Raw genomic sequence first — 12,957 nt, 5'->3', positions numbered from 1 at the left:
AAAGGGGGGTCACTATATAAGGAAAACTATACTACAGTATAGCGTCTTCCTTGTATGCTGAAAACCTCTTTGCCTCTGCGTAAAGAGGTTTTTTAATAGTGATAGGAGGAAAAACATATGAGTCAACAACGAGATTTTGTACTTGATATACATGATAAACCAAAAGCAGTAAATTGGTTAACATTGAGTCTGCAGCATTTGTTTGCAATGTTTGGGTCGACGGTGTTAGTGCCGTTCCTAGTCGGGTTCAGCCCGGCAATTGCTTTGATTTCAAGCGGGGTAGGAACGCTTGCTTTCCTGCTCATTACAAGAGGTCAAATTCCTTCTTATCTTGGTTCATCGTTCGCGTTCATCACGCCAATCATTTTCGCAAAAGCTTCGTTTGGACCTGAAGAAACGATGGTTGGCTGTTTCTTAGCCGGACTTGTGTATGGAATCGTTGCTTTGATTATAAAAGGAACAGGAATTAATTGGATTATGAGGTTACTTCCTCCGGTTGTAGTAGGACCAGTTATTATGGTTATAGGCTTAGGGTTAGCTAATACAGCAGTAAGCATGGCTATGAACGATGCAAAAGGAAATTACAGCTTAACTTATCTGATGGTTGCGCTTGTGACGCTAGCTATAACAGTTGCTTGCTCAATCTTCTTTAAAAACATTATCAGTCTGATTCCGGTACTGATGGGAATTATCGGCGGATACATCTTTGCTTATACACAAGGGTTAGTAGACTTTTCAAAGGTAGTGAAAGCAGAATGGATTGAAGTACCTCACTTCTACGTGCCGTTTGTCACATACACGCCGTCCATTTCATTAGGGATTGTGCTTATCATGGTACCTGTAGCAGTCGTAACACTCTCAGAACATATCGGACACATTCTCGTCTTAAATAAGATTGTGGACCGAAACTATATTGAAAAGCCAGGGCTGCACAGGTCGATTTTAGGAGACGGAGTAGCCACTATGCTTGCTGCACTGATCGGCGGCCCGCCAAATACAACATACGGTGAGAACATCGGAGTGTTAGCCATTACAAAGGTGCTTAGCGTATTTGTGATAGCAGGAGCAGCAGTCTTCGCGATTTTATTCGGGTTTATCGGCAAAATCAACGCTCTTATTTCAAGTATACCAACGCCGGTCATGGGCGGGATTTCAATTCTCTTATTCGGAATCATTGCTTCATCAGGTTTGCGCATGATGGTGGATGCAAAGGTAGACCTTGGATCAAAACGAAACTTAATGATTGCTTCGATTATCTTAGTGTTAGGAATCGGAGGAGCACACTTAGATATCTCAGAACATGTAAAGATTGATAGCATGGCGCTGTCTGCTATCATGGGAGTTCTGCTAAATCTAGTTCTGCCGAAAGAGAAGATAAAAGAAGCAGAAAAAGTTCAACAAACGTCAGCACGAAAAATTTCATAGAACGCCTTTTAATTGAAATCCAGAGAGGTTTCTAAGGGTGTGTGAAAAGCGCGTTATAGACGAAGCTTGTTTTCTTACACCCTTTCTAAGTTAGAAAGGGTGTTTTTTATAAAGAAATGCGAGGAAAGCAAAAATGGAGGGAATCGATATGAAACATTTAGTGACAGTCTCAACACTAGAAACAAATGAAATTCTAGAGATTTTAGACAGCGCTGAAAACTATCGAACGAATAAACAAGGATGGAAACCGGAAGAGAAAATGTTTGTTGCCAACTTATTTTTTGAAGCGAGCACGCGTACTCGATGCAGCTTTGAAATGGCAGAACAGCAGCTAGGATTAACAACAATTCCGTTTGAAGTAACAACTTCAAGCGTCCAAAAAGGAGAAACGCTTTATGACACGATTGAAACATTAGCTTCAATCGGTGTTCAGTCAGTTGTTATTCGCCACCCGCAAGATCGTTATTATGAAGAACTGCAGGAAAAAGTATCGATTCCCATCATTAATGCAGGAGACGGATGCGGTCAGCATCCAACTCAGTGTCTGCTTGACTTACTGACGATTCGCCAAGAGTTCGGCTCGTTTAAAGGATTAAAAGTCGCAATAGTCGGAGATTTGCGACATAGCCGCGTAGCGAGATCGAATGCTGAAATGCTGACAAAACTAGGGGCGACCGTATATTTTGCGGGACCTGAAGAATGGAAAGATGAAGAGAATAGACACGGTACATATCTTGATATCGATGAAGCAATCGAAACGGTCGATGTTGTGATGCTGCTGCGTATTCAATTTGAAAGGCATGAAGAGAACACTTCAGAGCTTGCACAGAACTACCACAGCCGCTTCGGATTAACCGTTGAACGAGAGCGGAAAATGAAATCACATAGCATTATTCTTCATCCAGCTCCTGTGAACAGAGGAGTCGAAATTGCAGATGAGCTCGTTGAATGTGAACGCTCAAGAATTTTTAAACAAATGCAAAATGGCGTGTACATTCGCATGGCAGTATTAGCAAGAGCGCTACAACCAATTGAAAGGGGACTTAATAATGACAACAATTATCAAAAATGCTACATGGTTAAATGAAGGAAAAATTGAAAAAGTCGAACTGAAAATTGAAAATGGTGTAATTGCTGAAATAGCTTCACACATTGACGTCCAGAATGAAGAAGTCATTGATGCAGGCGGGAACTTCTTATCACCGGGTTTAATCGATGTTCACGTTCACTTACGCGAGCCAGGGGGAGAAAAGAAAGAAACGATTGAAACAGGTACTCTAGCAGCGGCAAAGGGCGGTTTTACAGCAATCGCTGCAATGCCCAACACGCGTCCAGTTCCTGATACTGTTGAACAAATGGAGTGGGTAAACAAGCGTATTGAAGAAACAGCACATGTGCGCGTATTGCCGTACGCATCGATTACCACTCGTCAATTAGGAAAAGAACTAACGGACTTTGAAGGCTTAAAAGAAGCGGGAGCATTTGCTTTTACAGATGATGGAGTAGGCGTTCAGTCAACAGGAATGATGCTAGAAGCGATGAAAAAAGCCGCTTCATTAGATAAAGCAATCGTTGCACACTGTGAAGATAATGATTTAATTAACAAAGGCTGCGTACACGACGGGAAATTCGCAAAAGAACATGGACTAAACGGTATTCCTTCTATCTGCGAAGCAGTTCAAATTGCACGAGATGTCCTGCTTGCTGAAGCAGCAAACTGCCACTACCATGTGTGTCACGTAAGTACAAAAGAATCCATTCGCGCCATTCGTGATGCGAAAAAAGCAGGCATTCGCGTAACCGCAGAAGTAACGCCTCATCATCTATTACTAAATGAGGAAGATATCCCGGGACTTGATTCGAATTTTAAAATGAATCCGCCGCTTCGAGGAAAAGATGATCAACAGGCATTAATTGAAGCTTTATTAGACGGAACGCTTGATTTTATCGCTACTGATCATGCACCGCACACAGCGGACGAAAAAGCAGAAGGAATGGAGCTTGCGCCGTTTGGTATTGTGGGACTTGAAACAGCTTTCCCGCTTCTTTATACAAACTTAGTATTAAAAGAGGTAATGACGCTAGAGCAGCTAGTATCGTATTTAACAAACAAGCCCGCTCAAACGTTCAATCTTCCTTATGGAACGATTGAAGTAGGAAAAACAGCGGATTTAACCATCATTGATCTTGAAACAGAAAAAGCAATTAATCCAGAAGAATTCGTATCAAAAGGTAAAAACACGCCGTTTGCTAACTGGGTATGCAAAGGTTGGCCGGTAATGACATTAGTAGAAGGTAAACGAGTATGGGAGGATGTTAAAGCATGCAACGTCAACTAATTTTAGAAGATGGAACAGTATTTATCGGAAAAGGATTCGGCAGCGACAAAGAAATGACAGGTGAAGTTGTTTTCAACACTGGAATGACAGGATATCAAGAAATTCTATCTGATCCATCATACTGTGCACAAATTGTGACATTAACATATCCTTTAATCGGAAACTACGGTATTAACCGCGATGACTTTGAGTCGATTGAACCAGCTGTACACGGTTTGATTGTAAAAGAAATTTGTGATGCTCCTTCAAACTTCAGAAGTGAACTATCAGTAGATGAATTTTTAAAACAAAAAGACATTCCAGGATTAGCTGGAATCGACACGCGAAAATTAACGCGAAAAATTCGTCAGCACGGTGCGCTTCGTGGACGCGTGTGCAACATGGAAGTCAATGTAGAAGAAGTGGTAGCTCAGCTTCAAAATCATGAGCTTCCAACTGATTCCGTTAAAAAAGTATCAACGGTGCAGTCTTACCCAAGCCCAGGCAGAGGTAAAAAAGTGGTACTCGTTGACTTTGGAATGAAACACGGAATTTTACGTGAATTAACAGCTCGTCAATGCGACGTGATTGTGGTTCCTTATAACGTAACTGCGCAAGAGATTCTTCAATTAAATCCAGATGGCATCATGCTAAGCAACGGACCTGGAGACCCGAAAGATGTACCTGAAGCAATCGAGATGATTCAAGGGGTTTTAGGAAAGGTTCCGCTGTTCGGAATTTGCTTAGGACATCAGCTGTTTGCGCTAGCATGCGGAGCAGATACAGAAAAAATGAAATTTGGTCATCGTGGATCCAACCATCCTGTAAAGGATCTAAAAACCAATAAAGTAGCCCTTACATCTCAAAACCACGGCTATACAGTGTGTGAGCCATCTCTTGTCAACACGCCATTAGAAGTTACGCATGTTGCGCTTAACGATGGAACAGTTGAAGGAGTAAAGCATAAAGAATATCCGGCATTTACGGTTCAATATCATCCTGAGGCATCACCGGGACCTGAAGATGCAAACGGATTGTTCAACGAATTTATGAATCTTATGAAAAACAATCAGAAAGTAGGTAATTGCTAATGCCAAAACGTCAAGATATTAACACAATTCTCGTAATCGGATCAGGACCAATTGTCATCGGACAGGCGGCAGAGTTTGACTATGCAGGAGCCCAAGCATGTATTGCGTTAAAAGAAGAAGGATACAAAGTTATTCTTGTGAACTCCAATCCCGCAACAATCATGACAGATTCAGAAATGGCAGATAAAGTATATATTGAACCTCTAACGGTTGAATTTGTAAGCTCCATTATTCGTAAAGAACGCCCGGATGCATTACTTCCAACGCTCGGCGGTCAAACGGGACTGAACTTAGCGGTAGAATTACACGAAACAGGCATTTTAGATGAATTTAACGTAGAAATTCTTGGGACAAAATTATCGGCTATTGAACAAGCTGAAGACCGTGAGCAGTTCCGTTCATTAATGAATGAACTAAATCAGCCTGTTCCAGCAAGTGAAATCATTCATACGCTAGACGAAGCGTATGCGTTTGTTGAACAAGTAAACTATCCGGTAATCGTGCGTCCTGCTTATACGCTTGGCGGTACGGGAGGCGGAATTTGTAATAATGAGCAAGAGTTGATTGAAATTGTAACAAGTGGATTAAAACACAGTCCTGTAACACAGTGCTTACTTGAGAAAAGCATTGCAGGCTTTAAAGAAATTGAATATGAAGTAATGCGCGATGCAAACGATAATGCGATCGTAGTATGTAATATGGAAAACTTTGATCCGGTCGGTATTCATACAGGGGATTCAATTGTTGTAGCACCAAGCCAAACGCTAAGCGACCGTGAGTACCAGCTGCTTAGAAATGCGTCACTAACAATTATCCGAGCGCTTAAAATCGAAGGCGGATGTAACGTTCAGCTAGCACTAGACCCAGAGAGCTTCCAGTATTATGTAATTGAAGTAAACCCTCGTGTAAGCCGCTCATCGGCCTTAGCATCAAAAGCAACAGGGTATCCAATTGCAAAATTAGCAGCAAAAATTGCAGTAGGGTTAACATTAGATGAGATGATGAACCCGGTAACTGGTAAGACATACGCATGTTTCGAACCGGCACTAGATTACATCGTATCTAAAATTCCACGCTGGCCGTTTGATAAATTTGAATCAGCTAACCGTAAATTAGGTACACAGATGAAAGCAACGGGTGAAGTAATGGCAATTGGCCGTACGTTCGAAGAGTCAATTTTAAAAGCTGTGCGCTCACTTGAGTCAAACGTTCATCACTTAGAGCTAAAAGATGCGCATGAATTTGATGATGCAATTATTGAAAAGCGTATTCGCAAAGCTGGCGATGAGCGATTATTCTATGTCGCAGAAGCCATTCGCCGCGGCGTAACGATTCAGCAAATTCATGAGTGGAGCAAAATCGATCTTTTCTTCTTAGTAAAACTTGAAAAAGTGATTGCTTTTGAAAATGTATTAAAAGAAGAGATTCATAACGTAGAAGTTTTACAGGAAGCAAAAGAAATGGGATTTGCAGACTGCACGATTGCTAAGCTATGGAATCAAACAGAGCGTGAAGTATATGACTTCCGCAAACAAAATGGCGTCATGCCAGTATACAAAACGGTAGATACATGTGCAGCAGAATTTGAATCTACAACACCATATTTCTACGGTACGTTTGAAGATGAAAACGAATCGATTGTTACAGATCGTAAAAGCGTTGTGGTGTTAGGCTCGGGTCCAATTCGCATCGGGCAAGGAATTGAGTTTGATTATGCAACGGTTCACTCCGTGTGGGCGATTAAAGAAGCTGGATATGAAGCGATTATTGTGAATAACAATCCAGAAACAGTATCAACTGACTTCAGTATTTCAGATAAATTATACTTCGAGCCGCTGACGATTGAAGATGTAATGCATATCATCGATTTAGAAAAACCAGAAGGTGTGGTTGTACAGTTCGGTGGTCAGACAGCAATTAACTTAGCAGACGAGCTAGAAGCAAGAGGCGTCAAGATTTTAGGAACGTCCCTTGAAAGCTTAGATGCAGCAGAAGATCGTAAAAAGTTCGAAGCGACGCTAGCACGTTTAGAAGTACCTCAGCCGCTTGGAAAGACGGTTACTTCAGTTGAAGAAGCCGTGGTTGTCGCAAAAGAAATTGGTTATCCGGTGCTTGTACGTCCTTCATATGTACTAGGCGGACGCGCAATGGAAATTGTGTATAAAGAAGAAGAACTGCTTCACTATATGAAACACGCCGTAAAAGTACACGATGATCATCCTGTATTAATCGACCGCTACTTAACTGGAAAAGAAATTGAAGTAGATGCAATTTCAGACGGTGAAACAGTGGTTATTCCAGGGATCATGGAACATGTAGAGCGCGCGGGTGTACACTCAGGTGACTCCATCGCTGTATATCCACCGCAAACTCTGTCACAGGATGTAAAAGATACAATCATTGATTACACAACACGAATTGCAAAAGGCTTAAACATTATTGGACTGCTTAACATTCAGTTCGTCTTATCAAAAGGAGAAGTGTTTGTTCTTGAAGTAAATCCTCGTTCAAGCCGTACGGTGCCGTTCTTAAGTAAAATCACGCGTATTCCGATGGCCAATGTGGCAACAAAAGTTATTTTAGGAACAAGTTTGCGAGAGCTTGGCTATGAATCAGGCATGCACCCTGAAGAAGAAGGTGTCTACGTAAAAGTGCCGGTCTTCTCATTTGCAAAACTACGCCGTGTAGATATTACGCTTGGACCTGAAATGAAATCTACTGGAGAAGTAATGGGGCAAGATTCAACGTACGAAAAAGCATTATATAAAGGACTAATTGCGTCAGGTATGTCCATTAAGCCGTACGGTTCAGTACTTATGACAGTAGCGGATAAAGATAAAGAAGAGGCAACAGCGTTAGCAAAGCGTTTTGCTAACATCGGCTACCAGGTGATTGCAACGGAAGGAACAGCTTCAACGTTTACAAAAGAAGACATTCGCGTAAAAATAGTAAATAAAATTCATCATGAAGATCACAATCTTTTAGATGTGATACGAAAAGGTGAAGCGCAGCTTGTCATCAACACGCTAACAAAAGGAAAACAGCCTGCGCGTGACGGATTTAAAATTCGCCGTGAAGCAGTTGAGAATGGCGTACCTTGCTTAACATCACTTGATACAGCAGAAGCGATTTTACGAGTGCTTGAAACGATCAGCTTCCATACAACGCCAATGAAAAAAGTGCGTCCAACCAAAGAGGTGACAACCGTATGATCAAACATGAAATGATGCAAGTCGTCAGTCAGCGACCGTTAACACACAATGTATATGAATTAACCCTTCAAGGCGAGCTTGTTCGTTTCATGAATGAGCCGGGGCAGTTTGTGCATATCCGCGTCAACAACGACTATTTGCCACTGCTTCGCAGACCAATCAGTATTGCAGAAATTGACCAAACGCACGAACAATTTACGATGATTTACCGTGCAGAAGGGGCGGGAACATCACTGCTGGCCGAAAAACAAGCCGGACAGTCGATTGACGTGTTAGGTCCGCTTGGCCACGGTTTTCCATTAGATGCGATAGAGTCAGATCAAACAGCTTTATTAGTAGGGGGAGGCATTGGAGTGCCTCCGCTCTATGAGCTTTCAAAAAGACTTCGTGAAAAAGGCGTGCAGGTTATTCACGTTCTGGGTTTTCAATCAAAAGCAGACGTATTTTATGAACGAGAGTTTTTAGCTTTAGGAGAAACATATATTGCAACGGTAGACGGCTCTTACGGAACAAAAGGTTTTGTCACAACGGTGATTGACGAGCAGCAGTTTTCATATGACATTATGTTTTCATGCGGTCCAACTCCGATGTTAAAAGCACTAGAAAATAATTATACTAACAAGCCGCTTTACATTTCTTTAGAAGAAAGAATGGGCTGTGGAATCGGTGCTTGCTTTGCATGTGTATGCAAGCAACGTGAAGATTCTACGGCGTATAAAAAAATCTGCAGCGACGGTCCCGTCTTTCAAGCAGGGGAGGTGCTTCTATGAGTATGCTAAAAACGACATTGCCAGGATTAGATTTGAAAAATCCAATTATGCCAGCATCCGGCTGTTTTGGATTTGGGCGTGAGTATGCTCAATTTTATTCACTTGATGCACTTGGAGCCATTATGATTAAAGCGACTACTGCTGAAACTCGTTTTGGCAATCCAACTCCTCGCGTAGCGGAAACATCTGCAGGAATGTTAAATGCGATTGGATTACAAAATCCTGGGTTAGAAAAAGTAATGAATGAAGAGCTCGTTTGGCTTCAGCAATATGATGTGCCGATTATCGCGAACGTAGCCGGTGCTTCAATTGAAGAATATGTGCACGTGGCAAAAGAAATTTCAACCGTATCAAATGTGAAAGCACTTGAATTGAATATTTCATGCCCTAATGTAAAGGAAGGCGGAATTGCGTTTGGCGTAGATCCTGTCATTGCTGCTCGTTTAACAAAAGCGGTAAAAGATGTTTCAAATGTTCCAGTTTATGTTAAACTATCACCAAACGTATCCAATATTGTAGACATGGCGATGGCTGTTGAAGAAGCTGGCGCGGATGGCTTAACGATGATCAACACGCTTTTAGGGATGCGTCTGGATTTGAAAACAGCTCAGCCGGTTTTAGCGAACGGCACAGGCGGACTGTCAGGCCCATCAATTAAACCGGTAGCAATTCGAATGGTATATGAAGTGAGCCAAAAAGTGAACATTCCAATTATCGGTATGGGCGGAGTGACGACTGCTGAAGATGCACTTGAGTTCCTATATGCAGGTGCAAGTGCAGTAGCGGTTGGTACAGCAAACTTTGTTGATCCGTATGTATGTCCAACCATCATTGACGAACTGCCAAGGCTATTAACATCATTAGGATATGAGCATGTTTCAGAATGTATCGGAAGGAGCTGGAAAAAACGTGAAGCAACCGCTAATCATTGCTCTTGACTTTTCATCAATTAACGATGTACAGCAGTTTTTAATGCCTTTTCAACAAGAGTCATTATTTGTGAAAGTAGGCATGGAACTGTTTTATAAAGAAGGGCTATCCATTATTTCTGCATTAAAAGAGCAAAACCACCAGATCTTTTTAGACTTAAAGCTTCATGATATTCCCAATACAGTAAAGCAAGGGATGAAGTCTTTGGCTTCTCTTGAAGTGGATTTGGTTAACGTTCACGCTGCCGGCGGAACGAACATGATGCAAGCAGCCATTGAAGGACTTGACTTAGGAACCGCTGCTGGCAAAAAGCGCCCGGATTGTATTGCGGTTACTCAGCTAACGAGTACATCTGATGAAATGCTAAAAGAGCAGCAGCTCATTACACATTCGATGCAAGAAGTGGTTACGCATTATGCAACGCTTGCTAAAAAAAGTGGACTAGACGGCGTTGTATGTTCTACTCATGAAGTGCCTTCGATTCGAAATGCAGCAGGAGAGGACTTTTTGACCGTAACGCCGGGTATTCGTATGGGCACAGATTCGGTAGATGATCAAGTCCGCGTAGCAACGCCTCAGCTAGCGAGAGAATATGGATCGAGTGCCATTGTCGTTGGACGTTCTATTACTAAAGCAAAAGACCCGCTTAAAGCATATTATGAGATGTTACAGCAGTGGAAAGGGGAGCGTATTACGCCATGACAAAACTACGAAAAGAAATTGCAAAACAATTAATTGATATTGAGGCAGTAAGCCTTCAACCAAACGAGCCGTTTACGTGGGCCTCTGGAATTAAGTCACCTATTTATTGTGACAACCGTCTAACGCTTAGCTACCCAAAAGTGCGAAAAGAAATTGCAAAAGGTCTGCAGCATTTAATTAAAACGTATTTTGCCAATGCAGAAGTGATTGCTGGTACAGCTACAGCTGGTATTCCTCATGCAGCATGGGTAAGTGAAGCGCTAGAGCTTCCAATGTGCTATGTGCGAAGCAAAGCAAAAGAACATGGCCAAGGAAATCAAATCGAAGGAAAAGTAACAAAAGGTCAAAAAGTAGTTGTAATTGAAGATTTGATTTCAACTGGCGGAAGTGTGTTTACTGCAGTCGATGCATTAAAAGCGCAGGGTTGTGAAGTGTTGGGAGTTGTGTCTATCTTTACATATGAGCTGGAAAAAGCGCGTCAGCTGTTTAAAGAAAAAGAACTTCAAGTTTATTCGCTAACAGACTACTCTACGCTAGTAGAAGCGGCAAACGAAGCGGGATACATTGAAGAAGAAGCGATGGACAAGCTATTTAAATGGCGTGAAAATCCTTCAGACCCTTCATGGATGAACTAAACTAAAAAACCCCCTTTCTATATAGAAAGGGGGTTTTTATTATGACTGACGCAGCTTCAGTACAAGTTCTTCGCTAGGCGTTACATACACCGTTTGCTGGTTATCGTACGTCACAAAACCAGGTTTAGCACCGCTTGGTTTTTTTACGTGGCGAATTTTTGTATAGTCGACGGGTACCGAACTTGAATTCTTGGCTTTACTAAAGTAAGCAGCAAGGTGAGCCGCTTCTAAAATTGTTTCTTCTGAAGGCTCTTGGCTGCGGATAACAACGTGAGAACCCGGTATATCTTTCGTATGAAACCAAACGTCATCACGAGCAGCAAGGCGATTTGTTAAATACTCATTTTGCTTATTGTTTTTTCCAACTAAAATCGTCGTGCCGTCGCTTGAAACGTATTGTTCAAGTGTAGGCGTGGTGTTTTTTTGTTTTTTCGCTTGTTTTTGCTGACGGTTGCGCAAATATCCTTCTTCCACAAGCTCTTCACGAATCTCTGCAATGTCTTTGTGAGTAGCAGTATCCATTTGTTGAATAAGTGATTCAAAATACTGTACTTCTTCATTTGCTTTTTCAATTTGTTCGATTACAATCGAAACGGAATTTTTCGCTTTTTGATACTTTGTAAAATAGCTTTGAGCATTTTGAGACGGTGATTTTTGTGGATCTAATGAAATCGTAAGTGTACCGCTATTTTCATCATAATAATTAATAACATCCACTTTCGCATCTCCTTTTTTGACAAGGTGTAAATTTGCGGTAAGGAGTTCACCGGCTAGCTGATAATCAGATGCTTTTTCTGCATTTTGCAGCGTTTGCTCAAGTTTTTTTATTTTCTTCTCGTTTTTCTTTTTCTCAGTGGAAATAAACTGTACTAAATCATGCGCTTGCTGCTTTACACGGTCTCGCTCTGCTTTCCCGTAGTAGTAGCGGTCAAGAAGCTCGCTGATGGTTGCATACGTTTTTTTCGTACCCTCTAAATGCGTTAATTCTAGTAAATAAAAATAGTCTTTTTGATTAACGGTTGTCATGGTCGGTGTAAACTGACCTTCTTTAATCAGCGTCATAGTTTCGACGAATGATTTTGGAAGGGTAGAACGATTCGCTAAGCCAGAGCGAAAAACCACTTCATTTGCAATTAAAGGAGAAAGCCCCGAGAAGGTTTGCACTAGCTGGGTGGCTAACTTTCCGCTATTAAAATCAATTTTTTTAACCACGGTTTCTTCATCCGCTTCAAACGGATGAAGCTTATCTTGGCTAGGAGGCAGTACGTAAGGAGCTCCGGGTAGAAGCGTACGGTGCCTGTTCAAGGCCATTGGAACGTGCTTAATACTGTCGATAATCGTTTGTTTTTCTTTATCTACAAGTACAACGTTACTATGTCTTCCCATGATTTCAATAATAAGCTGCTTGTACGTCACGTCGCCAATTTCATTTCGTCCTTTTGTTTCAATGACTAAAATACGGTCTAATCCAAGCTGATACACTTGTTCAATAATACTTCCTTCTAAATGCTTGCGAAGAAGCATACAAAACATAGGAGGCTCAGATGGGTTTTCATAGGGCTCGTTTGTAAAATGAACGCGTGAATAGTTAGGGTGAGCTGAGATTAAAAGTTTGCGGTTTTTACCTTTAGCGCGTACTTGTAAAATCAACTCGTTTGGAAACGGCTGATATATTTTTGAAATTCGTCCTGAAACCAAGGTCTCAGATAATTCTTGTAAAATGCCATATGTAAAAATACCATCAAATGACATAGTGCTCACATCCTTAAGTAATTGAAAATTGTCCTATAGAAAAGTATAGCATTTTTTAGGACGAGTCTGAATAAGCATACGATATAAGATTGTAACAATCTAATAGGTGCATTTACAAATAA

At 41.4% G+C, this 12,957-nt stretch carries 10 protein-coding genes; 9 read left to right on the top strand and 1 reads right to left on the bottom strand.

The window, feature by feature from the left end:
* The first annotated feature begins 117 nt into the window (after positions 1–117).
* The 9 genes from M3225_RS03260 to pyrE all read left to right on the top strand — a co-directional run bounded on the left by M3225_RS03260 (position 118) and on the right by pyrE (position 11,083).
* The gene (locus M3225_RS03260) at positions 118–1,425 is read left to right on the top strand and encodes a uracil-xanthine permease family protein (protein ID WP_251391098.1); all 1,308 of its coding nucleotides are present in this window, start codon (positions 118–120) and stop codon (positions 1,423–1,425) included.
* A gap of 148 nt (positions 1,426–1,573) precedes the next feature.
* The gene (locus tag M3225_RS03255) at positions 1,574–2,512 is read left to right on the top strand and encodes an aspartate carbamoyltransferase catalytic subunit (RefSeq protein WP_251391095.1); all 939 of its coding nucleotides are present in this window, start codon (positions 1,574–1,576) and stop codon (positions 2,510–2,512) included.
* A complete protein-coding gene (locus M3225_RS03250; protein WP_251391092.1) occupies positions 2,475–3,764 on the top strand; it encodes a dihydroorotase in 1,290 nt (429 codons plus the stop codon). The genes M3225_RS03255 and M3225_RS03250 overlap by 38 nt, the downstream gene beginning before the upstream one ends.
* Positions 3,749–4,834, top strand: a complete 1,086-nt coding sequence (locus tag M3225_RS03245) for a carbamoyl phosphate synthase small subunit (RefSeq protein WP_251391090.1) — start codon at positions 3,749–3,751, stop codon at positions 4,832–4,834. Before M3225_RS03250 ends, M3225_RS03245 begins: the two co-directional genes overlap by 16 nt.
* Entirely contained in the window at positions 4,834–8,046 is a 3,213-nt protein-coding gene (gene carB / locus M3225_RS03240; RefSeq protein WP_251391087.1) for a carbamoyl-phosphate synthase large subunit, read from the top strand. Before M3225_RS03245 ends, carB begins: the two co-directional genes overlap by 1 nt.
* A complete protein-coding gene (locus M3225_RS03235; RefSeq protein WP_251391078.1) occupies positions 8,043–8,816 on the top strand; it encodes a dihydroorotate dehydrogenase electron transfer subunit in 774 nt (257 codons plus the stop codon). Before carB ends, M3225_RS03235 begins: the two co-directional genes overlap by 4 nt.
* Positions 8,813–9,754, top strand: a complete 942-nt coding sequence (locus M3225_RS03230; protein ID WP_251391075.1) for a dihydroorotate dehydrogenase — start codon at positions 8,813–8,815, stop codon at positions 9,752–9,754. The genes M3225_RS03235 and M3225_RS03230 overlap by 4 nt, the downstream gene beginning before the upstream one ends.
* A complete protein-coding gene (gene pyrF / locus M3225_RS03225; RefSeq protein ID WP_251391073.1) occupies positions 9,726–10,448 on the top strand; it encodes an orotidine-5'-phosphate decarboxylase in 723 nt (240 codons plus the stop codon). The genes M3225_RS03230 and pyrF overlap by 29 nt, the downstream gene beginning before the upstream one ends.
* Entirely contained in the window at positions 10,445–11,083 is a 639-nt protein-coding gene (pyrE, locus tag M3225_RS03220; RefSeq protein ID WP_013058931.1) for an orotate phosphoribosyltransferase, read from the top strand. Before pyrF ends, pyrE begins: the two co-directional genes overlap by 4 nt.
* A 39-nt stretch (positions 11,084–11,122) precedes the next feature.
* Here pyrE and M3225_RS03215 read toward each other — a convergent pair whose 3' ends face one another.
* The gene (locus M3225_RS03215; RefSeq protein ID WP_251391071.1) at positions 11,123–12,835 is read right to left on the bottom strand and encodes an Rqc2 family fibronectin-binding protein; all 1,713 of its coding nucleotides are present in this window, start codon (positions 12,833–12,835) and stop codon (positions 11,123–11,125) included.
* Between the last annotated feature and the right edge of the window lie 122 nt (positions 12,836–12,957).

The sequence above is a fragment of the Priestia aryabhattai genome, from assembly GCF_023715685.1.
GTDB classification, from domain to species: Bacteria; Bacillota; Bacilli; order Bacillales; family Bacillaceae_H; genus Priestia; species Priestia aryabhattai_B.
This window is presented reverse-complemented; position numbering and strand designations above follow the sequence as displayed.

Bases quoted from the DNA above. Each gene is read 5' to 3' on its own strand.
- M3225_RS03260 (WP_251391098.1), top strand. From the start codon at position 118: ATGAGTCAACAACGAGATTTTGTACTTGATATACATGATAAACCAAAA.
- carB (WP_251391087.1), top strand. From the start codon at position 4,834: ATGCCAAAACGTCAAGATATTAACACAATTCTCGTAATCGGATCAGGA.
- pyrE (WP_013058931.1), top strand. From the start codon at position 10,445: ATGACAAAACTACGAAAAGAAATTGCAAAACAATTAATTGATATTGAG.
- M3225_RS03245 (WP_251391090.1), top strand. From the start codon at position 3,749: ATGCAACGTCAACTAATTTTAGAAGATGGAACAGTATTTATCGGAAAA.
- M3225_RS03255 (WP_251391095.1), top strand. From the start codon at position 1,574: ATGAAACATTTAGTGACAGTCTCAACACTAGAAACAAATGAAATTCTA.
- M3225_RS03215 (WP_251391071.1), bottom strand. From the start codon at position 12,835: ATGTCATTTGATGGTATTTTTACATATGGCATTTTACAAGAATTATCT.
- M3225_RS03235 (WP_251391078.1), top strand. From the start codon at position 8,043: ATGATCAAACATGAAATGATGCAAGTCGTCAGTCAGCGACCGTTAACA.
- M3225_RS03250 (WP_251391092.1), top strand. From the start codon at position 2,475: ATGACAACAATTATCAAAAATGCTACATGGTTAAATGAAGGAAAAATT.
- M3225_RS03230 (WP_251391075.1), top strand. From the start codon at position 8,813: ATGAGTATGCTAAAAACGACATTGCCAGGATTAGATTTGAAAAATCCA.